General features: G+C 52.2%; 18 protein-coding genes. 5 read left to right on the top strand and 13 right to left on the bottom strand.

What is annotated here, in order from left to right:
* Positions 1–7 precede the first annotated feature (7 nt).
* The 3 genes from AC3WQT_RS11060 to AC3WQT_RS11050 form a co-directional block, all read right to left on the bottom strand.
* Complete coding sequence (locus tag AC3WQT_RS11060; protein WP_492703929.1) at positions 8–724, bottom strand: response regulator; 717 nt, start codon at positions 722–724, stop codon at positions 8–10.
* 18 nt (positions 725–742) lie between these two features.
* Positions 743–1,975 carry an ABC transporter substrate-binding protein gene (locus AC3WQT_RS11055; protein WP_492703928.1) on the bottom strand — a complete coding sequence of 411 codons (1,233 nt, stop codon included), beginning with the start codon at positions 1,973–1,975 and terminating at the stop codon, positions 743–745.
* A 442-nt stretch (positions 1,976–2,417) separates the two neighbouring features.
* Positions 2,418–3,914 (bottom strand): ABC transporter permease/substrate-binding protein, encoded by a 1,497-nt coding sequence (locus tag AC3WQT_RS11050; RefSeq protein WP_492703927.1) that lies wholly within the window; start codon positions 3,912–3,914, stop codon positions 2,418–2,420.
* Between the two features lie 231 nt (positions 3,915–4,145).
* On the opposite strand from AC3WQT_RS11050, the gene AC3WQT_RS11045 reads away from it, so the two are divergent.
* Complete coding sequence (locus tag AC3WQT_RS11045; RefSeq protein WP_492703926.1) at positions 4,146–4,967, top strand: dienelactone hydrolase family protein; 822 nt, start codon at positions 4,146–4,148, stop codon at positions 4,965–4,967.
* 51 nt (positions 4,968–5,018) lie between these two features.
* Here the strand turns inward: AC3WQT_RS11045 and AC3WQT_RS11040 are convergent, their stop codons facing one another.
* The 4 genes from AC3WQT_RS11040 to AC3WQT_RS11025 form a co-directional block, all read right to left on the bottom strand.
* A complete protein-coding gene (locus tag AC3WQT_RS11040; protein WP_492703925.1) occupies positions 5,019–6,182 on the bottom strand; it encodes a glycerophosphodiester phosphodiesterase in 1,164 nt (387 codons plus the stop codon).
* Between the two features lie 265 nt (positions 6,183–6,447).
* Positions 6,448–7,512 (bottom strand): alkene reductase, encoded by a 1,065-nt coding sequence (locus tag AC3WQT_RS11035; protein ID WP_492703924.1) that lies wholly within the window; start codon positions 7,510–7,512, stop codon positions 6,448–6,450.
* Positions 7,513–7,741: 229 nt separating this feature from the next.
* Positions 7,742–8,329: a TetR/AcrR family transcriptional regulator gene (locus AC3WQT_RS11030; RefSeq protein WP_492703923.1), complete on the bottom strand. Its 588-nt coding sequence runs from the start codon at positions 8,327–8,329 to the stop codon at positions 7,742–7,744.
* Positions 8,330–8,725: 396 nt separating this feature from the next.
* Positions 8,726–10,129, bottom strand: a complete 1,404-nt coding sequence (locus AC3WQT_RS11025) for an aspartate kinase (protein ID WP_492703922.1) — start codon at positions 10,127–10,129, stop codon at positions 8,726–8,728.
* A gap of 225 nt (positions 10,130–10,354) precedes the next feature.
* Between AC3WQT_RS11025 and AC3WQT_RS11020 the strand changes: the two genes are divergently transcribed.
* Entirely contained in the window at positions 10,355–11,845 is a 1,491-nt protein-coding gene (locus tag AC3WQT_RS11020; protein ID WP_492703921.1) for an FHA domain-containing protein, read from the top strand.
* Positions 11,846–11,858: 13 nt separating this feature from the next.
* Here AC3WQT_RS11020 and AC3WQT_RS11015 read toward each other — a convergent pair whose 3' ends face one another.
* Complete coding sequence (locus tag AC3WQT_RS11015; RefSeq protein WP_492703920.1) at positions 11,859–12,617, bottom strand: hypothetical protein; 759 nt, start codon at positions 12,615–12,617, stop codon at positions 11,859–11,861.
* Positions 12,618–13,055: 438 nt separating this feature from the next.
* On the opposite strand from AC3WQT_RS11015, the gene AC3WQT_RS11010 reads away from it, so the two are divergent.
* Positions 13,056–15,311 carry a hypothetical protein gene (locus tag AC3WQT_RS11010; RefSeq protein ID WP_492703919.1) on the top strand — a complete coding sequence of 752 codons (2,256 nt, stop codon included), beginning with the start codon at positions 13,056–13,058 and terminating at the stop codon, positions 15,309–15,311.
* 91 nt (positions 15,312–15,402) lie between these two features.
* Positions 15,403–16,848, top strand: coding sequence for a protein kinase domain-containing protein (locus AC3WQT_RS11005; RefSeq protein WP_492703918.1), 1,446 nt, complete (start codon positions 15,403–15,405; stop codon positions 16,846–16,848).
* Positions 16,849–16,910: 62 nt separating this feature from the next.
* Here the strand turns inward: AC3WQT_RS11005 and AC3WQT_RS11000 are convergent, their stop codons facing one another.
* From AC3WQT_RS11000 to AC3WQT_RS10985, 4 genes are all read right to left on the bottom strand, one after another.
* Positions 16,911–17,687: an alpha/beta fold hydrolase gene (locus tag AC3WQT_RS11000; RefSeq protein ID WP_492703917.1), complete on the bottom strand. Its 777-nt coding sequence runs from the start codon at positions 17,685–17,687 to the stop codon at positions 16,911–16,913.
* Between the two features lie 182 nt (positions 17,688–17,869).
* On the bottom strand, positions 17,870–18,235 hold the full coding sequence (locus tag AC3WQT_RS10995; protein WP_492703916.1) for a MarR family winged helix-turn-helix transcriptional regulator: 366 nt from the start codon (positions 18,233–18,235) through the stop codon (positions 17,870–17,872).
* Between the two features lie 281 nt (positions 18,236–18,516).
* Positions 18,517–19,269, bottom strand: coding sequence for a tRNA-uridine aminocarboxypropyltransferase (locus AC3WQT_RS10990; protein ID WP_492703915.1), 753 nt, complete (start codon positions 19,267–19,269; stop codon positions 18,517–18,519).
* A gap of 186 nt (positions 19,270–19,455) precedes the next feature.
* Positions 19,456–19,704, bottom strand: a complete 249-nt coding sequence (locus AC3WQT_RS10985) for a DUF3297 family protein (protein ID WP_492703914.1) — start codon at positions 19,702–19,704, stop codon at positions 19,456–19,458.
* Between the two features lie 374 nt (positions 19,705–20,078).
* On the opposite strand from AC3WQT_RS10985, the gene katG reads away from it, so the two are divergent.
* Positions 20,079–22,253: a catalase/peroxidase HPI gene (gene katG, locus AC3WQT_RS10980; protein WP_492703913.1), complete on the top strand. Its 2,175-nt coding sequence runs from the start codon at positions 20,079–20,081 to the stop codon at positions 22,251–22,253.
* 151 nt (positions 22,254–22,404) lie between these two features.
* Here the strand turns inward: katG and AC3WQT_RS10975 are convergent, their stop codons facing one another.
* On the bottom strand, positions 22,405–23,661 hold the full coding sequence (locus tag AC3WQT_RS10975) for a flavin-dependent oxidoreductase (RefSeq protein WP_492703912.1): 1,257 nt from the start codon (positions 23,659–23,661) through the stop codon (positions 22,405–22,407).
* Between the last annotated feature and the right edge of the window lie 185 nt (positions 23,662–23,846).

Genomic DNA, 23,846 nt, shown 5'->3' with positions numbered 1-23,846 from the left:
GGCAGCTTCAGGCACTGGCCACGCTCACGTCAGCAGAAAACACATAGCCAGCCCCGCGTACGGTCTTGATCAGGGTGGGTTGTTTGCTGTCATCCTTGAGCAGCAGGCGCAGGCGGCTGATCTGTACATCGAGTGAACGGTCCAGCGGGCCAGCATCGCGGCCACGGGTTTCTTCTGACAACACATTGCGGTCGAGCACATCGCCAGGGTGTTCAACAAAATACTTCAGCAACTGATAATCCAGCCCGGTCAGCGCTACAAGCTCACCGGCATTGTCGGTGACCTTGCGCTCAACAAGGTCCAGCGTAAAACCCAGGAAGCGGTAGTAGCGTGGTGCCGCTGCCACATCGGCAGTTGCAGTGCGACGCAAGATCGCTTTGATGCGCGCCAGCAGTTCACGCGGATTGTAAGGCTTGGCGATGTAGTCATCTGCACCCAGTTCCAACCCGACGATGCGGTCAGTGTCATCTGAACTGGCAGTCAGCATGATGATGGGGATATTTGATTTTTGCCGCACCACCTTGCACAGGGCAAAGCCATCGGTATCGGGCAACATCACATCGAGTATTACCAGCGACAACTGGTTCATCTGGCTATTGAATTCAGCCACAAAGCTCTCGCCATTGTGCGAGAGGATGACTTCATACTGATTTTTTTCCAGATAGGTTTTCAGTAACACCCGGGTTTTCTGGTCATCGTCGACTATCAGTATTTTGCGTGTCATCTTTGTCTGCCTCACATTTTATGGAGTTTGTTTTTTATTATTGCCAAATGTCTTGTACATCGCCACCAGCCTTGCCTGGGTGTCGGCTGGGCTTACTGTGGCATCGATAAAGTATCTATGTATTACAGCAATGATGGCGTCCTTGCTGGTTTCATCGGTAGCCATGCGGTGTACCAGGCTAGGAGCTTGCGTGGTCGCCCCTTGGGCAAAGGCGTTCCAGGAAGCACGAGCACAACTATCCATGCGCGCAGGGTCAGCATCACGCCTTACCGATACCGAACCCTTGACCGTATTGTAGTCAGCCTGCACCGCTGGCGTGGCGACCAGACGGGCCAGTTTTTCTTGCGCAACGATGCGCGAATAGTCGTTGGTGAACATGGAAAAGGTATCGACGCTATACAAATGGTATTTGCCCGTACCCGGCATCGCCGTGCAAGAGAAAGCTTCATCAGTGGCGAAACCGCCATCATTGAGCTCACCCTTGACCCAGTCGCCAGTGATCATCATCGCGGCTTCGTTTTTGGAAAACTGCTTCACCACTTCTGTCCAGGGACGTTCATCGACAGGATTATTCATCCAGCTTTTCATCTGGCGCAAGCGTTCCAGCGCATGGCTGAAGCGCTTGTCCATGACGGCCTGAGCGTTTTGTTTGACGAATAATTCGCGGTGGTATTCTGGTCCGCCCTCGGCCAGTATCAGGTTTTCAAACAGCGTGGCAACCTGCCAGGGTTCGCTGCTTTGTGCCAGTGGTATCAGGCCTGCAGCTTTCAGCCTGGCTGCAACGGCGACCAGTTCATCCCAGTTTTCTGGTGGTGACAACTTCAGCGTGCTGAATATTTTCTTGTTATAAAACAGGGTGTTAATACGGTGTATGCCTAGCGGTGCAGCCACCACATGCTTGCGGTGCTGTATCAGGTTTTGTATGGTCGGGAAGAAACTGGTATTCCATTTGTTGGCCGCCGCAACCTTGTCCAGCTCCAGTAAGAAACCCAGGTCAGCCCATTCACGTATCGAGACACCGATGATTTGCGTGACTTCGGGTGCATCATTGGCCAGCACGCGGCTCTTCAATACCTTGCCCGCTCCTATGCCCGCACCACCGGGTATGCCAGCGTCGCGCCAGGTGATGCCTTCATCCGCCATGCGCGCAGCCAGCAGACTGGCCGCCTTGCGTTCGCTGGCCGAGGTCCACCAGTGCAAGACTTGCAGGGTGCTGTCGGATTGTGGCGTGGCTGCATGGATTGTCGTCATTGAACACGCCACGCACAAAACCCCAAGCGCCGCCGCCCTGGCAAAGCGCCTGGCGGGTGATGATCCAGCGACATGATGGGTGGGCGAAATCAAAGAAACTTTTCCGGGCAGGTTATTGCAACAGGGAAACCAGGTTTTCAGGATTGATCAGGAAGATCGAACCGGATGCATATTACCAAAGGGGGCTGCTTTCTGGTAGGCATTGTTCTTTTGTGTACACAATGCGATTGGGATATCGTTTTCGCCTTTACCTATTAGCATGCGAAATCTATCCAAGTCTCAAAGACCGCCATTCTCGTAGGTTGGGCTACGTCTCATCAGCCCAACACTAGGCGTTTAATAACGTATGCTTTTTTTGAAGCCCAGTGTTGGGCTGGTAAACCGTAGCCCAACCTACGAACCGTTGCCCAACATTCAGGACTTACCGTGCGCCTCATTTTGATCAATTCCTTCTTCTCACTACCACCCTCTCCAACAAATCAAACCCCCACTGCGTCAGCAAAGCCAAAGCTGCTGCAGGCAAGGCACCTGCCAACAACATCTGGTTGTCATTCAAGGCCAGGCCTATGGTGATGCGTTCACCATAACCACCGGCACCAATGAAGGCGGCTATGGTTGCCGTGCCTACACTCATGACTGCTGCCGTCTTAACACCCGCCAATATCATGGGCAGGGCCAGCGGAAAGTCTATATTCAGCAGGCGGTCTCGCGATGACAGACCCAGGGCCTGCGCTGCCAGACGTAATCCAGCTGGTACTTGCACCAGGCCTACACAGGTGTTGCGGACGATGGGCAGCAAGGCATACAGCGACAGAGTGATCAGGGCTGGTACAAAACCTATCCTGCCCAGCAGGGGTATCAACATTGCCAGCAAGGCCAGCGAAGGTATGGTTTGCAAGATGCCGACAGTAGCCATGACAACTTCGCGCAAGCGTGGTTCAAAGGCAGCGATGATACCCAGTGGGATTCCTACCAAGCAGGCCAGCGTAACTGACAGCAATACCAGTGTCAGATGCTGCCAGGTCAACTTCAAAAACTCTGTACCAAATAATTTGGATATGAAGCCTGCGCGTTCAACGCTTGCCGGTGACTTTGCCACAAATTGCTGTGCGGCCTGGGCAAAGCTCTGCCTGTCAATTTCTACCGCCGCATTCATCGCTATCATTTGCGCATTATCTATCTTGCCTTCCAGTTTCTGTATCGCTGCCCAGGCTTGCGGGAAGCGGGTTGGCACATCCAGTCGGTACAGCAAGACTGCGTCATAACGCGGGAAGTAATTTGCATCATCCACCAGCACGCGCAAGCCCAGTTGTTTAATCTTGGCATCGGTGGAATAAATATCGATGACATCTACTTGTTTGGCAGCCAGCGCTTCATAAGCGATGCCATGGTCAAGTCCACTGGCTTGTTGCGGCAAGTGATAACGTTTGACCAGGCCTGGCCAGCCATCGGCGCGACCCAAGAATTCATGGGAGAGGCCAAAACGTAATTCAGGTCTTTTCGTCAGATCAGTCAGCGATTTAATATTTTCAGCATCAGGCCGCATCGCCAGCGCGTAGGTATTATTAAAACCCAGAGGTACAGCAACACCCAGGCCTTGTTTAGCCAGTTCCACTTGCATCTCCTGCATGCTGATGGCGTTCTCATGCTTCAATATCTCAGTATTGATGGTACCCATGTATTCTGGATAAATATCAATGCTGCCATTCTTGAGCGCGTTGAATACGATGGCAGTATTACCCAGGCCTTGCTGGTGCAATGCAGGATTATGGGTAACCGCAGTCTGCGTCAAAATCTCGCCCAGTACATAGGATTCAGTAAAACGCTTGGAACCAACTTTGAGCGTATCCGCAGCCTGTGCTTGCACTGCAAAAGCGCCTAGTAATAACAGTTTCAAGGCTAAAGATGAAAGATATTGCAGCCTGCACCAGATCAGCATGGGTTTGCGCTCCACTAAATTGTGATCGAAACTGCGATGGAATATTTACCTTGTATTCTACATGGCGTTTGCCAATGTCCAATTCCGCCCTGATTCTGGCTGAACCGCCGCTATTCTTGTTTCTGACGCAGACCTACACTGCAAGCTCCAGATAAATCAGGAGCCACCATGCAAAGCGCAGGAACCACCCACATATCAATTGCAGGAAACACATTTAGCACTAAGCAGAACATGCATGCCGATGACCCACTCATTGACTTCAGCGCACGCGAGATCACGCTCAATGAGGTCAGCAAGCGTGTCTATGTCGCTGGCACAGGGCCCGCCGTCATCGTCATGACAGAGATGCCCGGCATCAGCCCGCATGTGGCACGCTTTGCGCGCTGGGTGCGTGATGCGGGTTTTACTGTGTATATGCCTTCGCTGTTTGGGCGCGATGGTGTGGTGGCATCCGCGGAGGAGGGAGCGGCGGTGTTCCAGAAAACCTGTGTCAGTGCAGAATTCCGCGCCTTTGCAGGTAAAGGGACCAGCCCTGTCACGCTATGGCTGAGGGCGCTGGCAAGGTTTGCTCATGAAGAATCTGGTGGCCCCGGTGTGGGGGCGATAGGCATGTGCTTCACCGGCAATTTTGCTTTGTCCATGATGCTGGAACCAGCAGTACTTGCACCGGTAGTGTCGCAGCCATCTTTACCGATGGATGATCCGGCAGGTACGGGCATAGACGCTGCCGACTTGCAAGCTGTGCGCCAGCGCCTGGAAGCAGAAGATCTGACTGTCATGGCTTACCGTTTTGCGGGCGACGCATTTTGCCGCGCCCAGCGCTTTGCGGCATTTTCAGAAGCTTTGGGTGGGAGATTCGTTGGCAAGGTATTGCCAGATAGTGCTGCCAATCAGGATACTGCGCCCTTCTTCAGGCGCTACGTAACAACACCGCATAGCGTGGTCACGGCGCACCTGATAGATGAAGCAGGGCAACCGACCATCGCTGCACGGGATGAAATACTTGCTTTCTTTGCCCATCGCTTGAAACAGGCGCAAGAAAAAAATGCATAAAAAAATGCCTGGACCAAGATCCAGGCATTTTCATTCACTGTCTTCAGATGTTTACTTTTTGAATGCCGTCACTGCTGCGCGGCCAACGGCTGGATCATCGGTAAAGAAACCATCAATACCGGCTTTCAAATAAGCAGTGATTTCTGCGATAGAGTCACCACGTTGCGTCAGCGAACTGGCATCGCCAATGCGCATGCTAACTGGCAGGAAAGGATTTTCCGGGCGCAGTGTCCAGGTATGGACTTTCAAACCCGCAGCATGGGCATCGGCGACAAAACTGGTAGTCGCACCCAGTTCATTCTTGGCGTCACGCGGGATGATGACTTCCTTGTACGGTGACACTGCATCGGCATACTGTGCGATTTCTTTCAGGCCTGCCGGTGTGACGAGGTCAGCATAAGTACGGCTGCTGCCAGCGGCGATGAAATCATATGGCGCATTGCGTGGTACGCCATTGACTGGCGGGTTCAGTGGATTATCGACCAGTTGCACCAGACGCATCTCTGTCATGCTGCGTAATTCTTTCAGGTTCGTCACTTCAAAAGACTGAATGAAGACCGCTGCATTTTTGCCTTTGTAGCCATTCGCTACGAGCACATCAACCAGGCGTTTTTCCAGAGGCAGGCCTATGGATTTGAAATAAGTCGGGTGCTTGGTTTCAGGGTAAATGCCAATAACACGGTTCTTTTCTTTGGCCTGTTGCTTGACCAGGTCAATCACTTCTTGCAGCGTTGGTATTTCAAATTGACCATCATAAGCCGTGTTGGCAGGGCGATTCGCCGGGATACGTTCCTTGGCGCGTATGGTCTTCAATTCTGCCAGTGTAAAGTCTTCAGTGAACCAGCCTGTGACAGGGATGCCATCTATGGTCTTGGTCGCTTTGCGCGCAGCAAATTGCGGCAGAGTCGATACATTGGTGGTGCCTGAAATTTCATTTTCATGGCGGGCAACCAAGACACCATCTTTGGTGGCAACCAGATCGGGCTCAACAATATCGGCACCGTCATCTATCGCTTTCTGATATGAGGCCAGCGTATGTTCAGGGCGCAGTGCCGATGCGCCACGGTGACCGGTTACCGTCGGCAATGGTGGCCAGGACAGACCTGGATTTTGGAAATCAACCGGCTCGCTGCTATTGCCACCACAGGCGCTCAGGCTCATGCCAGCAAATACCGCGCACAGCAAGCGTGCAGTGTGTTTGGATAAGTGTCTCATCAAAGTATTCCTCAAGATTCATTACAAGAAAATGAGGCCAGTGCAATTGGCCAGATATGCTTCGCTGCCATCATGTTGGCGTTGGCAGGAATGTAAGGCTTAAGAATTACCAGATGATGACTTGGAGAAATATCTTACAAACTGTTGCACCTCTGTTTCTTCAAAAGAAAATGAAAAAGGCCAACCATAATGGTCGGCCTTTTACCGTATTACTTGATCTGCATTACTTGGGCTGTATTACTTGAGCTGTATTACATGTAGCGCATCATGCAGCTTGCAGGCTAGGATAATCCGTATAGCCTTTTGCACCCGGTGTATAGAAAGTCGCTGCATCAGGTGCATTCAAGGCCGCGCCTTGTTTGATACGTGCAGGCAGGTCAGGGTTGGCCAGGAAGCTGGTGCCGAAAGCTACGGCATCCAGTGTATTATTGCTGAGAGCTTGTGTTGCTTCATCGGCGTTGTAACCCATATTACCGATCAACACGCCTTTGTAATTGGTACGTGCTATCGTCAATACATCACCAGTCTGTGCCTGGAAAAAGTCAGAACGCATAACATGCAAATAGGCCAGGTTGAATTCATTCAGACGTGTCGTCAGATATGAAATCAAAGCCAGCGGATCGCTGTCTTTCATGCTGTTATAGCTGTTGATAGGGGACAGACGCAGGCCAACTTTATCTGAACCAATTGCGGCACTGACTGCTGTCAATACTTCAAACAAAAAGCGTGCGCGGTTTTCTATCGAGCCGCCATAGCTATCAGTGCGCTGGTTGGCGCTGTCACGCAGGAACTCGTCGATCAGGTAACCGTTCGCGCCATGAACTTCTACGCCATCAAAGCCTGCAGCAATCGCATTTTTTGCGCCTTGTGCATAAGCAGCAACCAGGGCAGGGATTTCATCCAGACGCAATTCGCGTGGAACTGCATTTGGCACTTTACCGTTTGGCGTATGCACTTCGCTGTCAATCGCGATGGCACTTGGGCCTACGTTTTCGACACCATTGTTGAATGCAGGGACAGCAGCGCGGCCTGCGTGCCAGATTTGCATGAAGATCTTGCCACCTTTGGCGTGCACTGCTTCAGTCACTTGTTTCCATGCATTGATTTGCTCGGCATTGTAGATGCCAGGTTCGGCATAGAAGGCGGATGTATTTTCAGCCACCATCGTGCACTCAGTCACGATCAGGCCTGCGGTAGCGCGCTGGCTATAGTATTCGGCCATCAGGGCGTTGGGCATATGACCTGCATCAGCACGTGCGCGTGTCAGCGGGGCCATCAGGATGCGGTTGGCGAGGGAAACAGAACCGGTTTGCAGAGGATTGAATAACATTTCTTAATTCCTTTATTGGGCGATTGGAGCTGTATGGAGCAGCAAAAAAACTTGTGGGCAAACTTATGACAAAACTTGATTGGCAAGCAAATCCAGAACTCTATGTGTAGCCAACCCAGGGTACTTCAAGATAAAAATTAGACTGGTCGTCTAGAAAAAACTTATAACAATATATGCTTTGTAAAATGTTCACTAAAGGGAATTCGCTTGGAGTATCAGGTTCAGGGTTTTACAACTTGAGCATCTTGCGGGTAGCCAGCATCGCACTTTCCAGCGCACTCATGTCGCGCCGCATTTTGGTCAACAGGGCGGCACCCAGCCACATTTGATACAAGGTCAGTGCGCAATGGTCTGCATCGAGGTCCGCAGGCAGCGAACCATCGACAATACCTTCACGCATGCAATCTGCCAGCCTGGCAATAATACTGTCCGTGCCATGTTGCAAGGCTAGACGCATGGCTTCAGACAAGTCTGATACTTCACCACCGAGCTTGGTCGCCAGGCACTGGCATTGCACACTTTCACCCGGGCGCTCCGGTAACCAGCCCTGCCAGTAACGCATGAGGCGCTTGGCTGCCGGTATATCCGGATTTTTCAGTACGACATCAACCGCCGCCAGGTAACCGGCAAAATAATCATCCAGCAAGGCTTCGCCAAACAATTCCTTGGACTTGAAATAATGATAAAACGAACCCTTGGGTACGGCTGCTGCCTTCAACACCTCATTCAGGCCGACCACGGAAAAGCCTTTGCCCAGGATAATGGGCTTGGCTGTATCGAGGATGTGTTGCCTGACATCGGTGCGCGGAGTGTTCATGGTTTGGATTCTAAAACAAATTAGACCAGTCGTCTAGTGATTTTTTGCCGAAAAAAATGTGTCGAAAAGGAGCGAGAGCAGGTAAATGAGATTAGTCAATTTTTTGAGCGCGGATGTCATAGGCCGCTCATATTGAGCTGCTTGATTGATTGGCAATAAACGCCGCTGGGCTCCAGCCTGCGCTGGAGCGACGAATTTGAGAGTTTGAGTAATACCAGAACCGTCCTCGTTTTGAGAGCAAAAGCTCAAGGCCTGTGCAACGCGACTAGCCCTTGCTTCGTCGCTACAGCGCAGGCTGGAGCCTAGTGTCGTCGGTTGTTCGTCAAAGCTATTTTTTTGACCCAGTGCATCAAAAACTTATCTTTTAACGCAAAAAAGCTGCTAGCCCCCCAACCCTCACCCCCCAAAAAACTCAGCATGTATCGCCTGCAACGCCAGCTTTCTGTCCTCCTGCTGCACCAGCATATAAGCAGCCACCTCGCTGGCACCCGCAGCCGCGAGGCAGACATGCACGCCAGCCGCAATCGCTGCCGACAAGGCGCGGCTGGCAATCGCGCCGCCTACATCAGATGCTTCCAGCACGCCATCGCCAACCACAGCGACAATGGCCACGTCAGCGTTGCGCGATACTTCCACCACACCGGCCAGATGATGCTCTACCAGTGCCGCATAGCCAGCATCGAGATGATCACGGGATACCAGAATATTGATGGCAGTCTGCGCCGTCAGCACGCTCTTGATATTGATGCCATTTGCATCCAGAGTATTGGTTACCTGCGCCAGGATGCCGGGTTTGAATCCCACGCCTGGCCCATGCAGTTTCAGTATCGCCACGTCTTCTGTCGAGGTCACACTCTTCACCACATCGCGTGTCACCTTGCGTTGTGCATTGATGATGGTATAAGGCACGAGACCACGCTCAGGGCGGGTGATGTTCAAGATGCGGATAGGAATATTCTGATCAAACAAGGGTTCTACCGTGCGCGGATGCAAGATCTTGGCACCGAAGTAAGACAGCTCTGCCGCTTCCAGATAATTCAATTGCGTAATCGTATGCGGTGCGCTGACCGTGCCTGGATCGGCACTGAGGAAGCCATCCACGTCCTTCCACACATCCAGTGATTCTGCGCCTATGCAGCAGGCGATGGATGCCGCCGAGTAGTCAGAACCACCACGGCCAAACAGGGTGGCCTTGCCATCCCGGTCAACCCCATAAAAGCCAGGCACGACGATGACTTCATTGCCTTGCAATGCTTTCGAGACTGCAGGTGCGCTGGCATCAAAATCGCAGGCAGCATTGCCAAAGACACCATCGGTGATCAGGCCTATATCTTCCGGCAAGGCTTCACGCGCCCGTATGCCGTGGCTGAGCAAGACTTCAGTCAGCAACAGGCTGGACAGACGTTCACCATAACTGAGGATGGCATCATTGACGAAGGTAGGTACATCACCAATGCAATGTATACCAGTCAGGTAACGGTCGAGCTGGTCAAGGCGCGCTGACAATACTTTTTCTATACGTACACGGTTGGTGGCATCGCTGATATTCGCTTCCAGTATCTGCTTCTTCAGGACACGCAGGTTTTGCGTGTAATCCTTGCTCTCGGCCAGGGCTGCTGCTGTCCCTGCACCTTCCCGTGCAGCCTGCACGCAAGCGATGAGGGCATTGGTAATGCCATAAAATGCAGAAACCACCAACACCAGCGGCTGTTGGTAAGTTTGCACGACATTGACAACGCGGTTGATATCTTCAGGTTGGCGCAGGTTGGAGCCACCAAATTTAACGACGATTTTTTTCATTGCAATTTCCAGGACAGGGATAGCGTGTTGATCACAGACATCCCGCAAGATGCGAAATGGCATATATCGAAACGACAAGGTTAATGCAGTGAGCCGGGCAGGTCAACGCGGCTGCAGTGTCCTGTGAAAAAAACAGGCGGCAAAACACGGCTGTATTCCTCCGTTTGATCTGGCGCTTTAACTCTATAGTTATAGCATCGCCCGTATTATGACCGTTGCCTCATCATGAAAAAATGCCAAACCCCGCATTACCCCCATTGCACGCATTGGGTGGCAGAGGGGGAAGCCGTATGTGCAGCAGGTCACGCGCAGGCAGTTAGTCCCCGCAGGCTGGAGTTACTGAATGCCTCCGCAGGCAGCCTGACGCAAAAGCGTGTAACGGCGGCACCAGGCAATCTGCATCTGCACTTCAGCGGCTATGACCCGCGTGCTGCAGGTGGCCGTCAAACCATCAGGCTGGAACTGCGCGGCATGTTGCCACCAGATGTCACTATCATAGAAGTGCAATTACGTTGCGAACTTATCGCCGCGGATGTCGCAAAGCTGCGCTTGTCGCGTACTGCCTCTGGGCTATGGCAACCCTTGTTGCTCAGCTTTTCATCCAAGAACAAAGAGCATGGGCAATACCCTATTGATATCAGTTTGTCGCATGAGCAAACGCCAGGAGCCAAACGCAAGTGGCTATGTACCAGTGTCATCTTCATCCCACGCGCCGACGCCACGCTGACAGAAATCCACAGTGTGTTTTTAGCAGCTCAAAAGAATATCAGGGTCATAGCCGAAGATGGTGGAATTGCCACACTCAGCGGATTGGGCCAGTTGAACGGCTATGCGCAAGGCAATATGAATATAGAAATCAATGCCACGGATGCTTCAATAGCCAAACTGGACATGCGTCCACCATCGGGCAAATATGAAATCGCCCTGGGGACGATAGCTTGGGATGAAGAACTCATGGAAGTCGCATCAGAACCTGAAGCCCCGGCGGCAATTGCCAGCCCTGCCAGGCCTGAGCAAAATCCGCCAGCCAGACCAGTAACGAGCAAGCCAATAGGTAAGTCAACAAGCAAGTCAATCGTAGCAACAACAAAATGGGCCAGCCTGACAGCAGACCAGACCCAGCCACACAGCAATATCCATCTCTTTGCCCTGGATGAGTATGTGCTTGGCCGTATGGAGCAACATCCACAAGCTGACATCCTGCTAAGTCATCGTGCCAACAGCGCAGCAGAAAACGCCAGGCTGACCCGTCGCATCAGCGCGCGTCACGCCATCATCGGCAGAAAGGGGATGGGCGCAGAAATCACTGATGTATCACGCTATGGCACTTTGCTTGATGGCGTGGCGATGGAAAAAGACCATGCCTATGCTTTGCGCACAGGCATGCTAATCGAGTTCTGTGCCAGCGTCAGGGGCATAGTCCAATTGCAAGTCATGGCAATACTGCCGCATGCCGTCATTCTTGGTGATGCGGCTGCCGGTGCAGGTAGTAGCCTGCTCTACCTGATTAAGCCGGAAACCAGAACTGTACCTTCAGCGCAAAATTTACCAGAAGGATTACCAGTGATATTTCATTTCCAGGGTGGCTTCTGGCATAGAGACGTGCTTACTTTGCAAGACACCAGACTGGATGGGTTTGCAGATTTAAGAGCACTCGCTCAGTTACCTGCAGGTTGTCGTTATTTAAGCTCGGCATATCCAGATAGCAGTCAATAAACGACAGGCAAGCTCAACATCCCCAATTGTGCAGCGATGCAGTCGGTGCGTTCTTTCCGGGTTTTGCAGTAGAAGACAATAAAACAAACCTGCCGCTACTGTTCGATCCATTGATAGCGATAATAAAATCAGGAAAGCCGTCACCATCCATATCGACGATGGCTTCTACGCGTGAATCCCAGCCGAAGTAACCCAGCGCATATTCAAATTTCTTGCCAGCATATTCAATGAAGTAAGTTGCCCCTTCTCCATAAGCTGCGCCGTTTTTCCCTTTCAAGCCATTTTGGACGCGCATGCCAAATGGCACGCCCTTCAATTCCAGCCGGTATTGATAATCCAATTGAGGCTGTAAAGTGCCTGTCCCGTTTTTGAATACATAAACTGGCTGCTTGCCTGGCTTGAATTGGACGCCGGGCACACGCAGATATTGAAGACCGTCGTACTCATCCATAGTCTCAAGCTCAAAGTTGGATGGCTGATCCTTGGTCGGGATTTGCACTACAATTTTCTTCAGCCAGTCTGGCATTTTCTCTTTACTGGATGCGGGTCTTATTTCCAGTGAGTTTTCCTTAAGCTCAAGAGAGACCCAGTGATCTCCCGGCCATTTGGCAGGTAATATTTTTTCAAACTGCTGGGGCACGCCGTAACTTCCCACTTCCTGCCGCCATTCTCCCGACATGAGCAAAGTACCAACCTCCTTATCAGCTGCATGGCTGACAGACGCCAACAAGGAAACACTCAATAACAGTAAAAATGGTCGGGAATTTTTCATGTATTAATAATCAACAAGAATTTTATTGTGTGGCGAGTAATAGAACTGGGGGCATGTAGATACAACCATGATGAGCACAGTATTATAAATACTAATAAATAATAGATGTCACCGGTATTGATAGCTTTAAGCTGATTGTTGCTCAATGTGAATAATTGCAAATGATGTCTGGTTTGCAAGGGCTGGAAATTCTTGATGCAATCGCCGGTAAAAAATATGAGCAATCAAAAAAATGCCCAGCAGAAAGTTATATGTGAGGCATGCAATTTACTTTACACCACTGTACTGACAGATATTATCAAAACCATCCATAGCGCGATCTAAGCCCAAATCCTCCTTCTGTTCGCGTCTTTCAAATCCACCCCCGGTGCTACCATTTTTGCTCAGGTGCATGATATTCCCTCATCCCCGCACCGCGCAGTGATTGAAGGAGTTCCCATGTTCAGCATCTTTGCCAGTTCCAAACTCAAGTGCCCCCAGTGCGACCATAACAATATACAAGATGCAATTTATTGCACGCATTGCGGCCTCATGTTGAGCAGCCCGCGGCACGAGACGATCTTGCGCCACAATCGCTGGCTGCCCAAAGAGAACGAGGTCGCCATGTATTTTGGCGTACGTCCGCTCAGTAGCATCAGTAAACAAGATTTGCATATACCCGTCAGCGCCCGCGCCTATATATTGCAAGAAGGCCAGTTTGTCGAATTGCTGGCGGGCGATTACATTGGACAAGACATCAGCAGCCAGCTCATGGGTTTGCAGATAGACAAAGCGGCAGAAGTTTTATTGACGCGCCTGAATCCCTTTGCCCTGCTATTCAGTTTTGAAGATCTGCATACCGCTGAATTTCTGGCTATCGCAGCCAAGTTTGTCATCAGCGTCAAGATTGCAGATGTACCTGCATTCGCTAAACATTTCATGAATGTACCCGGCATCATCACCTGCCAGCAACTGCAGCAATTGCTGGAACCCATGGTGCGTCAAATTGCGCTTGAATTTCTGGGCGCTCAATCCTTGCGGGACTTGCAAGACAATGCCCACCTGCGCCAGCAACTCGATGAACGTCTGTTGTCTACTCTGAATCTGTCCATTGCAGAATATGGTTTCGTCGCGACCCAGGCTGTCACTCGCGAAGTGCGGCACGACAAACTGACGGATGACAGGGAAAAGCTGAGTGAAAAGATAGGCAGCATGCATCTGATCATCGATGGTCAGCGCGCCAGGCTGGAACAAAGCAAGCTCATCGACGCACTCTATACCAATAGTGAATGGCAAAAGATCGCCAGACAGGAAGAACAAATCCGCTTGCGTTATCGCCATGAAGAAATGCGTCAGCAATTTGGCAAGGATCTGGGCTGGCTGTACATGCAAGGCCAGGCAGAGGACGCCAAAAAACGCCTGAGCCGCGCCAAGTTGCGCCAAGATGAAAATGAGCGCCTGCAAACCATACGCGCGCGTGAGCTGGAACTGTATGGCCGCATTGCCGATGCTGCCACCCGCAAGCATGCGCTGGAACGTGGTGCCGCAGACACCATCAAAGAACTGGAGCACAGTCTCAAACAAAAATCTGAACACCGCCAGAATGAGGCAGACCAGTGGCTGCATATACGCACGATGGCGCGCATCAAGATGCGTTCAGAATCAGAAATCACCCAGCTGCAGGGTAAGGAAGCTGCGCAACTGATGCAACAACAAATCCAGCATCAGTTAAAAAAATTCCAGCTCGAACACGAGTTTGCGCAAGCCAGTCTGATCGCTGACCAGGAACAGCAAAAAGCCCAGACAGAATTATTACGTCACAAGCAAAACCAGTTGGCACGCCGTGAGCAGGAACTGGAAGATGAAGAACAAAAAAACCGCCTGATACTGATCAGCATAGAAGCAGAAGCCAAGGCCAGGGAGTTCCAACGCATACAGGCATGGGAAGAAGAGCTGCACCAGCAACGCACACGTGCGTTGCAACGTGAAGACAGCATCAGCGATGTGGATACCGAATTCAAACTCAACCAGGTGCAGGAAAAGATCAATGGCATCAAGCGCAGCGACAGCCAGGCCGATGCCATGGCCCAGCATGAAAAACTGCTGACGACCTTGAAAGCCCATGCCCTGTTTGAACAGCAAACGCAGCAGCAACAACATCAGGCCAGGCTGGCCGAGGTAGAGGTGGAAACCCTGCGCCAGCAACTCAAACAGCAAGACGATGAACGTCGCTGGAAAAAAGAACTGCAACAGGCAGAAGCCGAGCGCGCCGACAAGTTCGCCAGACTGAGCCTGGAACGCGAACAACGTCAGGCAGAGCAGGCACATGATGCCTTGCTGGCACGCATCGCCATAGAACGCATGAACGCCATCGCCAACTTCAGCGAAACCGGCAAGATCGCCACTGCAGATCCGGCCAATGCGATTGCACTGGCCGAGATCGTCAAGGTGCAGGCACAAGCTAGCCTGACGGCTGAACAAATCCTCGCCATGCAGGCGGGCAGTTCAGAACATGCTGCTCATGCCATGAGTGCCTTGGCCAGCGCGCAGCAAGGCATGACATGGGAACAGGCAGTCAAGATGTTGCAAGAGCGCATACAGGATGAACGCGGGCAAAGAGAAGCTGAGCAGCAAAGACGCCATGAGATAGATCTCAGCATGGCGCAAAACCTGGGCAGCCGTGTAGCACAGTCGGGCCAGACAGGCAGAAAATGAGTAATTAAAAATGCAGTCAAGCACAGCAAAAATTGATCTTAAGCCCTATACCCCTAGCCCTACACCCATTTGAAGAACGCAGCCCCTGATAATGCAAACGCCACTACAAAAAATCCGTGAATTGCGCGCATTGCTGGATGAAGGCCTGCTCACAGAAGACGAATTCAAGCAACGCAAAGACGCTATTCTCGATAATGAGCTTGCCCCTGCCATTTCCAGGCAGACCAGTAAAGCCGCGCAAGAAACTGCACAGGGCACTGATCTGGGTTTTCTGGCGGGACAGGAAGTAGGTGGTGTTTCCAAACGCTATCGACTGGAAAAACTCCTGGGGCAGGGCGGCATGGGCCAGGTGTGGCAAGCCAGTGACCTGGCAACCCAGGCTGAGCTTGGCCATAGCGAGACGGTTGCGCTAAAGATTTTGCCGCCACAGCTTACCCAGAGTGCTCTGCATGCGCGCCTGCTGGTGGAAGAAGCATCGCTGGTACGCAGGCTCGCGCATGAACATATCGTGCGGGTATATGACTGGGCACGCGATCCTGCCACCAATAGTTATTTCATCATCATGGAATACCTGGATGGGCATGATCTGGAAAACTACCTCATCAAACATACGCGCTGCAGCCTCAAGCAAGTGCTGGACATGCTCAGCCCCGTGGCAGATGCCCTGGACTATGCATGGTGCAAGCACAAACTCGTGCACCGTGATCTTAAACCCGGCAATCTCTTGCTGACCAAGGCAGGCGATATCAAATTGCTGGACTTTGGTATCTCGGCACGTTTGCGCAGCCATACTCAGGCTGGCCTCATTTCCACCAGCATGACGCCCTCGCGCTCACCCTATGCGGGTACCGCAGGTTACCGAGCGCCAGAAGCTGGCAGCCACCAGCACAGCCCTGGTCTGGATGTGTATGCCGTTGCTGTCATGATTTATCAGATGCTGGAAGCGGCGATGCCTTTTGGCGAATATCGCCACCCTCAGCAGCAACCCATACAGCCAGCCGCACTGAATGCTGCCCAATGGCAAGTCTTGCAAAGCGGCTTTGCCATCCAGCCAGATCAGCGCCCTGCTAGTGTCCGTGCGCTACTGCAAACTCTGCAGGCTGCGGCCAAACCGCTCACCAATGCAATGCCGGTCAAGGCATCTGGCACTATCAGGCCACAGGCTGAAGTCAAGGAATCACTGATAGAAGCCGCCGCCCGCCAGCGGGCAGAGCAAAGACGGCAACGCAAGGAACTGGAAAAACAAAGGCGCGAGCAAGCCAGTGCAGCCTTGCGTGCCCTCATAGAGCGGCAGAACCGACTGCATGCCATAGAAGATGCCCAGCGCCGCCAGAAAGATGAGCAGCTAAGACAATACAAAGAACAGCAAGAGCAAAAGCGCTTGCAGGACGAGGCAATGACAGCGGTAGCCGCAGGCCGTCATGCAGACGCCTCCACCGACACCCTCATCACCTGGGAAGAAGCACAACGCTATCTGGCCGCAATCAGCCGCAATACTGGTAGCGATAACGGGCAAATGCCAGGCATGACAGCCTGAATGCAAAAGGGCCCACACCGCTGATAACGGCACAGGCCCCCGCAGCAATTCAATGTAATCGCTTAATTCTTGACTGCAGCCAGAATCGCATCAGCAACAGCTTTAGGCTGGGACAACATAGGCACATGGCTGGTTGGCAGTGTCGTTGTCACGGCATTGATCTTTTTCGCAAACGCCGCTTGCAAACCTGGATCTATCATGCGGTCTTTACTGGCGACGATGTAATAATTTGGTTTGTTTTTCCAGGCAGCGAAGGTCACTGGTTCACCAAATACCTTGGCTGGCAGCAGGCCTTGTGTGGTTGCCAGCACCGCTGTTTTTTCTTTTGGCACATCTTGCGCAAAGTTGGTCGCAAATGATTCTGGTGACAATTCCAGGTTGCCATTCGCATCAGATTTCAGAGTAGCGATACCTGGCGGGACAGGATAATCTTTACCAAGTCCGCCCAGTGCTTCACCTTCAGATGGCGCAAAGGCGGCCACATATACCAATGCCTTGATCTTGTCGCTGCTGCCAGCCTGTGTAATGACTGCACCACCCCATGAGTGACCCACCAGCACTACCTTGCCAGTCTGTGCATCGACTACACGCTGCACCGCAGCCACATCATCCGCCAGCGAAGACAAGGGGTTTTGCACGGCGACGACCTTCACGCCTTTAGCCTGCAAGAATGGGGTAACCTGGTTCCAGCTCGAACCGTCGGCGAAGGCGCCGTGTACCAGGACAACCGTGGTGTCGCTGCTGGAGGCGGCCAATGCATGGCCTGGCAGTACAGCAGCGGACAGCGCCGCAGTCAAAGCAGCAGATGAGATCAATGCAGTTTTGCTGATGTGTTTCATGATAATGACTTTCAAAAAATAGTTAAAAAATAAAATTATTAAAAATTAGTTAGTGCGCTAAGTATTTGAATGGCATTTCCCGTCTTTTGCGCTTTGCCATGCTGTTAATAATAGCGCGCTAATAATTAGCGCGCAAGTTAATTTTAAATATTTTTTCTTTTACCTTCGATTTATGGGGGGCTTCAACGGTCGAGGTGACGGCCCAGCTTGTTCAGGCCCGCCATGAGTTGCTGGAAGTCAGACAACTGCAAGTCGCAGGCAGCGGCAATTTTCTGGCTGATACGTACACCGGCTGCACGCAGTTTATTGCCAGCGTCAGTCAAGGTCAGCACGCGGTTGCGTTCATCTTTTGGGTCGCGGTTGCGCAAGAGATAACCCTCTGCCTCCAGCCGTTTGACCACAGGCGTGATAGAACCAGAGTCCTGTCCCAGCCGGTTTGCCAGATCACGTATCCCCAGGCCTTCTTCTTCCCATAGCACCACCATGACCAGGTATTGCGGATAAGTCAGATTCAACTCGGCCAGCAGCGGCTTGTACAGCTGCGTCATCTTCAGTGACGTAGAGTACAGGTTGAAACACAGATGATCTGCTAGGAGAGGTGGTTTACGGGTGCTCATTTGGTAAAAGCTTCTTTGGAGAAGGCTAGCGTAACGCAATTTGGGATAGTCAGCAAATGTAAGTAGCGTTGGCACGGGCGCAGGTTGGGTCGGGCCTCGCTAGGCTACGCCTCACCAGCCCAACACTGGGCCGCAATAAACACGTACGTTATTAAACGCCGAGTGCTGGGCTGATAAGACGTAGCCCAACCTACAACGGAATATATATGTCTCTACAATTCCCCCACCAAGTCCCGCATCTGCAAATGCAATTCATCCTCCCACTCCACCTTCAATTGCTGCTTGGCGCGCAGGTAATGATCAGTGAACAAATCCAGATACATCTCCAGCGCATGTGCAGCCGCAGTTTCACCTGCCAGTCCCAGACACAAGGCCGCTACTTCCGACGTACACAAATGATCATCCCGCCGTGAGCGGCGCAGGCGATAGCGTGACAACTGTTCCGGCAACAGACTCAACACGGGGAACTGCGCCAGGTAAGGGCTTTTCTTGAATATCTTGCGTGCCTCTGGCCAGGTCGCATCCAGCAAAATAAACAGCGGGCGTTTGTGACTATTCTGCTTTGTATCCAAAGGCGGTAACTCCGTAATCACCCGCTCTGGTGCCACAAACTCACCTGGGAACACCACATATGGTTGCCATTGCGGATCAGCCAGCACGGCCAGCAAGGCCGGGTCAACTTCAGTGCGCGCCCAGCCAAAGGCCATGGTATCAGGCACCACGTCGGCAATCAGCCAGCCAGTGTTGCTGGGTTTCAGCGTCTCGTGCTCGGCCATCAGCAGGCATACTCCGGCGCGGGTCGGCATGATGGGACGCAATTCGCACAGGCAATGACTCAGGATCAACCTGCAGCCACTGCAACGCTCACCCTTGGGACCGCCACGTGCCAGAAACGGCCTGGTACTGCGTTCCAGACGGGCAGAGCGCAAACGGGATACAGCATGTGGCAGAGGAGTGGGCTTCATAGCTGAATCAGGATTGAGCATGCAGGCAACAAAAACAGTATGCCCGTTCAAACAGCAAACAGGCAGGCAAATTATTTGGGAAAATTTGGCGTCATGACTATCTAGCCATGCGCCCAGACGGCCAATTCAGGCCTGATGAAGCGGGCACTGCAAAAACCAGTACCCGGCTGCAAAAAGTAATAGCGATCAGCGGTAAAAAGCCTCAACCACGCCCTTGACCTTGATCATCAGGGGATTACCCTTGCGGTCACGTGCCTTGCCAGCGGCAACGCTGACCCAGCCTTCGCTGATGCAATATTCTTCTACATCGTTACGCTCTTTGCCATTGAGCTTAATACCGACATCGTGTTGAAACACGGCGGCAACATGATAAGGGCTGCGCGGATCAACCGACAGGCGATCTGGCAATGGGGGGTATTGTGTAGTGTCGTTCATGGTCGCAATTATCCCTTAGAAGTGCTGACGATTCAATGACTCAGATATTTTGGTGTAAATAAGATAATATACATGACAGTGTTCAGCTCAATTGCGAATGTACCAAATACCAAAGCCAGGGAGCCAGAGCCAACAAAGATGTCATCTGAACGGTGCATAAGGTACATATAGACGGTACATGTAGCCACCTGACTTTGCAAAAGGCATGTTGGCACAGGCGACTAGCGTTTCGATAGTCAAAACAAATCGAATCAATAAATTAAATCAAGTATACCTATTACGTTTCCATCTCTACAATCGATCAGGTAGTAGAACTCATCTCACACTCTCTTGATGAAATGAGTTCGCGTGTCACTCAATCAAAGGAGATAAACATGTCTAACGATGCAAAATGTCCGTTCTCAGGCAGCGCCCGCTTGACTGCCGTGGCCGGTTCCCCAACCAACGCAGGTTGGTGGCCAAATCAACTGAATCTCAAAATCCTCCACCAGCACTCTCCTTCATCCAATCCCATGGAAAAGGACTTCAATTACGCAAAAGCCTTCAAGACCCTGGATCTCGATGCAGTCGTGCAAGACCTGCACACCCTGATGACAGACTCACAAGACTGGTGGCCTGCTGATTATGGGCATTACGGTCCTTTCTTCATACGCATGGCCTGGCACAGCGCGGGTACCTATCGCACCAGCGATGGTCGCGGCGGCGGTGGTGCAGGTGCGCAACGTTTCGCACCCCTCAATAGCTGGCCTGACAATGGCAACCTCGACAAGGCACGCCGCCTGCTCTGGCCCATCAAACAAAAATACGGCAACAAACTGTCCTGGGCAGATCTGATGATATTGGCCGGTAATGTCGCGCTCGATTCCATGGGCTTCAAGACCTTCGGCTTTGCCGGTGGCCGCCCTGACGTGTGGGAGCCGCAAGACGATATCTACTGGGGTTCAGAAGGCAAATGGCTGGATGACCAGCGCTATACTGGTGACCGCGACCTCGAAAAACCCCTCGCTGCAGTACAAATGGGTTTGATCTACGTCAACCCTGAAGGCCCGAACGGCAAACCAGATCCGCTTGCCTCTGCCCGCGATATCCGCGAAACCTTCGCCCGTATGGCCATGAATGACGAAGAAACCGTTGCCCTCGTCGCTGGTGGCCACACCTTTGGCAAAGCCCACGGCGCTGGCGACCCCAGCCTTGTCGGCGCAGAACCAGAAGGTGGTAGCCTCGAAGAACAAGGTCTGGGCTGGACCAACAGCTTTGGCACAGGCTTGGGTGTGCATACCACCACCAGTGGTATAGAAGGTGCCTGGACACCAACGCCCACCAAATGGGATAACTCCTATTTCGAAACCCTGTTTGGCTACGAATGGCAACTCACCAAGAGCCCGGCTGGTGCCCATCAATGGACGCCGACAGACCCGGCCGCCAAAACCACCGTGCCAGACGCGCATGACCCATCCTTGCGCCACGCACCCATGATGACTACCGCAGACATGGCCCTGCGTACCGACCCTGCGTATGAAAAAATCTCCCGCCGCTTCCTGCAAAACCCGCAAGAACTGGCAGATGCCTTCGCCCGCGCCTGGTTCAAACTGACGCACCGCGACATGGGGCCCATCGCCCGTTACCTCGGCCCGCTGGTACCAAAAGAAGAACTGATCTGGCAAGACCCCATCCCCGCTGTTGATCATGCATTGGTCGATGACAAAGACATCGCCAGCCTCAAGGCCAAACTGCTCGCATCCGGTCTGTCGATTTCACAACTGGTCAATACCGCCTGGGCATCTGCATCCACCTTCCGCGGTAGTGACAAGCGCGGCGGTGCCAACGGTGCACGCATACGCCTGGTACCACAAAAAGACTGGGAAGCTAATCAGCCAGCAGAACTGGCCAAGGTGCTGGCAAAACTGGAAGCCATACAGACAGAATTTAATGCAGCACAATCTGGCGGTAAAAAAATCTCGCTGGCCGACTTGATCGTATTGGGAGGCAGCGCCGCCATTGAAGCTGCTGCTAAAAAAGCTGGTCAAGACGTTAGCGTGCCATTCACTCCAGGCCGCATGGACGCCAGCCAGGAACAGACTGACGTAGAATCATTTGCTGTTCTCGAACCCCAGGCAGACGGTTTCCGCAATTACCTGCGCAAAGGTCTGGAAGACACAGCCGCAGCCTTGCTTATCGACAAAGCCCAACTGCTGAACCTGAGTGCACCAGAAATGACAGTATTGGTAGGTGGCCTGCGCGCACTTGATGCCAAAGGTGTACTCACCAAACATGCAGAGACACTCAACAATGACTTCTTTGTCAATCTGCTGGACATGAGAACCAAATGGCAAAAGTCAGGCACTGTCGGCCAGCTAGAAGGCCGCGACAGAAAAACCGGTGAGCTGAAATGGACAGCCAGTGTAGTAGACCTTGTCTTTGGTTCCAACTCACAACTACGGGCATTGGCAGAGGTTTATGCCAGTAGCGATGCGCAGCAGGTTTTTGTGCATGATTTTGTGCGGGCCTGGGTTAAGGTCATGAATGCGGACAGGTTTGATTTGTTGTGATATTCAAATAAACTGATTGCACTATTGTAGGTTGGGCTGTGGGTTATCAGCCCAACACTGGGCATAAAAAACGTATACGTTATTTAAACGCCTAGTGTTGGACTGTAACCCGCAGTCTGATGCGGCCCGACCTGGCGAGGTGCGCCCCAATCTACACTTTTAGACTGAGCTTCTCCGCTACACGCAAAGCATCCTTATCAAACCCCGCCAGCCGCTTATACCGCAAAGAAATCGCCTCAAGCTCAGCCTGCGCAATCACCTCATTCACGTCTGCAAAACCCTGAGGAGCACGTTCCTCAGCCATCTGCATCACCTGTTCAGGCCCGTTCATGCGGTTACGTAATACGATACCCGTCGTACGTGGCAAACGCTCAGCTTCATACTCACGCAGCGCGTATAAAATACTCGCTTCATTAACGAGACAGTCAGTCAGATACCGCGCATCCAGTATCGCCTGTGCACTGCCGTTTGAACCTATCGGGTACATGGGGTGGGCAGCATCACCCAGCAGCGTCACCCGCTCAAAAGTCCAGCGCGGCAAAGGGTCGCGGTCCACCAAGGGGAATTCATACACCACCTCTGACTTTGCTATCAGCTCAGGGATATCTATCCAGCCCCAGTTCCAGCTACCAAAGGGTTTGCTGAATGTGGCTTTATCCACCTTGCGGTTCCAGTCCGACGCTGGCAATTCACCACCTGGCACACGCAACTCTGCAATCCAGTTAATCAGCGAACGTCCTTGCGCCCGCAATGGCTCAGAGATAGGGTAGCAAACAAACTTCTGGTCCTGATGCCCCGCCATGAACATACTGCGCCCATCCATATATGGTGCTGCTTCCGTAACCCCACGCCATAACATGCGGCCAGAAAAACGCGGTTGATCGCCCTGTGGATATAAAAAGCGCCGTACTGCCGAATGTATACCGTCAGCACCAATGAGCAAATCAGACTCCACCAGCACCGCCGCTTTATCTACCTGCCTGGTGAAAGTAGAAATCACCTTGTCAGCCACCTGTTCGAATGAGGTGAATGCATGCCCCTGATGTATGCGCGCTGAGCCCAGGCGCTCTATCGCCTTTTGCAGCAAAGTCATCTGCAACTCACCACGGTGTATTGAATATTGCGGCCAGTCATAACCAGCCGCACGTCCGCGCGGTTCTTGCCAGATTTTTTGCCCGAATTTATTAAAATAAGACAGCGATGAAGTCTCTATACCACGCTCAGCCAGACAACTCTCCAACCCCAACTGGCACAATTGCTGGCTCGCATGCGGCAATAAATTGATGCCCACACCCAGCGGCTTGATCTCATTGACTGCTTCATACACCTCAACATCGATTCCGCGCTCATGCAACATCAATGCAAGAGTCAGGCCGCCTATACCGGCACCGGCGATTACCACTTTCATGTCTTCCTCCAACAATTTATGATGCCGCGCTATTTCCAATGCACGGATTAATTGTTCTACTGTATAACAATTATTTGGGGTAACACAAGCTGTGTTGCAATTTTTTGTAGGCAATGATTGGCCGCTCAGAAGCACATTATTTGTTTCTTGCATTTTGGGAATATGCATTCAATGTGGTTTAGCTA

The sequence above is a fragment of the Undibacterium sp. FW305-107 genome, assembly GCF_058788535.1.
This window is presented reverse-complemented; position numbering and strand designations above follow the sequence as displayed.

What these genes read in the sequence shown, in the direction of transcription:
- AC3WQT_RS11055 (WP_492703928.1), bottom strand. Translation starts at nt 1,975, where the DNA reads ATGACGACAATCCATGCAGCCACGCCACAATCCGACAGCACCCTGCAA.
- AC3WQT_RS11060 (WP_492703929.1), bottom strand. Translation starts at nt 724, where the DNA reads ATGACACGCAAAATACTGATAGTCGACGATGACCAGAAAACCCGGGTG.
- AC3WQT_RS11015 (WP_492703920.1), bottom strand. Translation starts at nt 12,617, where the DNA reads ATGAAAAATTCCCGACCATTTTTACTGTTATTGAGTGTTTCCTTGTTG.
- AC3WQT_RS11050 (WP_492703927.1), bottom strand. Translation starts at nt 3,914, where the DNA reads ATGCTGATCTGGTGCAGGCTGCAATATCTTTCATCTTTAGCCTTGAAA.
- AC3WQT_RS10995 (WP_492703916.1), bottom strand. Translation starts at nt 18,235, where the DNA reads ATGACGCAGCTGTACAAGCCGCTGCTGGCCGAGTTGAATCTGACTTAT.
- AC3WQT_RS11035 (WP_492703924.1), bottom strand. Translation starts at nt 7,512, where the DNA reads ATGTTATTCAATCCTCTGCAAACCGGTTCTGTTTCCCTCGCCAACCGC.
- AC3WQT_RS11020 (WP_492703921.1), top strand. Translation starts at nt 10,355, where the DNA reads ATGAAAAAATGCCAAACCCCGCATTACCCCCATTGCACGCATTGGGTG.
- AC3WQT_RS11040 (WP_492703925.1), bottom strand. Translation starts at nt 6,182, where the DNA reads ATGAGACACTTATCCAAACACACTGCACGCTTGCTGTGCGCGGTATTT.
- AC3WQT_RS10985 (WP_492703914.1), bottom strand. Translation starts at nt 19,704, where the DNA reads ATGAACGACACTACACAATACCCCCCATTGCCAGATCGCCTGTCGGTT.
- AC3WQT_RS11000 (WP_492703917.1), bottom strand. Translation starts at nt 17,687, where the DNA reads ATGAAACACATCAGCAAAACTGCATTGATCTCATCTGCTGCTTTGACT.
- AC3WQT_RS10990 (WP_492703915.1), bottom strand. Translation starts at nt 19,269, where the DNA reads ATGAAGCCCACTCCTCTGCCACATGCTGTATCCCGTTTGCGCTCTGCC.
- katG (WP_492703913.1), top strand. Translation starts at nt 20,079, where the DNA reads ATGTCTAACGATGCAAAATGTCCGTTCTCAGGCAGCGCCCGCTTGACT.
- AC3WQT_RS10975 (WP_492703912.1), bottom strand. Translation starts at nt 23,661, where the DNA reads ATGAAAGTGGTAATCGCCGGTGCCGGTATAGGCGGCCTGACTCTTGCA.
- AC3WQT_RS11030 (WP_492703923.1), bottom strand. Translation starts at nt 8,329, where the DNA reads ATGAACACTCCGCGCACCGATGTCAGGCAACACATCCTCGATACAGCC.
- AC3WQT_RS11010 (WP_492703919.1), top strand. Translation starts at nt 13,056, where the DNA reads ATGTTCAGCATCTTTGCCAGTTCCAAACTCAAGTGCCCCCAGTGCGAC.
- AC3WQT_RS11045 (WP_492703926.1), top strand. Translation starts at nt 4,146, where the DNA reads ATGCATGCCGATGACCCACTCATTGACTTCAGCGCACGCGAGATCACG.
- AC3WQT_RS11005 (WP_492703918.1), top strand. Translation starts at nt 15,403, where the DNA reads ATGCAAACGCCACTACAAAAAATCCGTGAATTGCGCGCATTGCTGGAT.
- AC3WQT_RS11025 (WP_492703922.1), bottom strand. Translation starts at nt 10,129, where the DNA reads ATGAAAAAAATCGTCGTTAAATTTGGTGGCTCCAACCTGCGCCAACCT.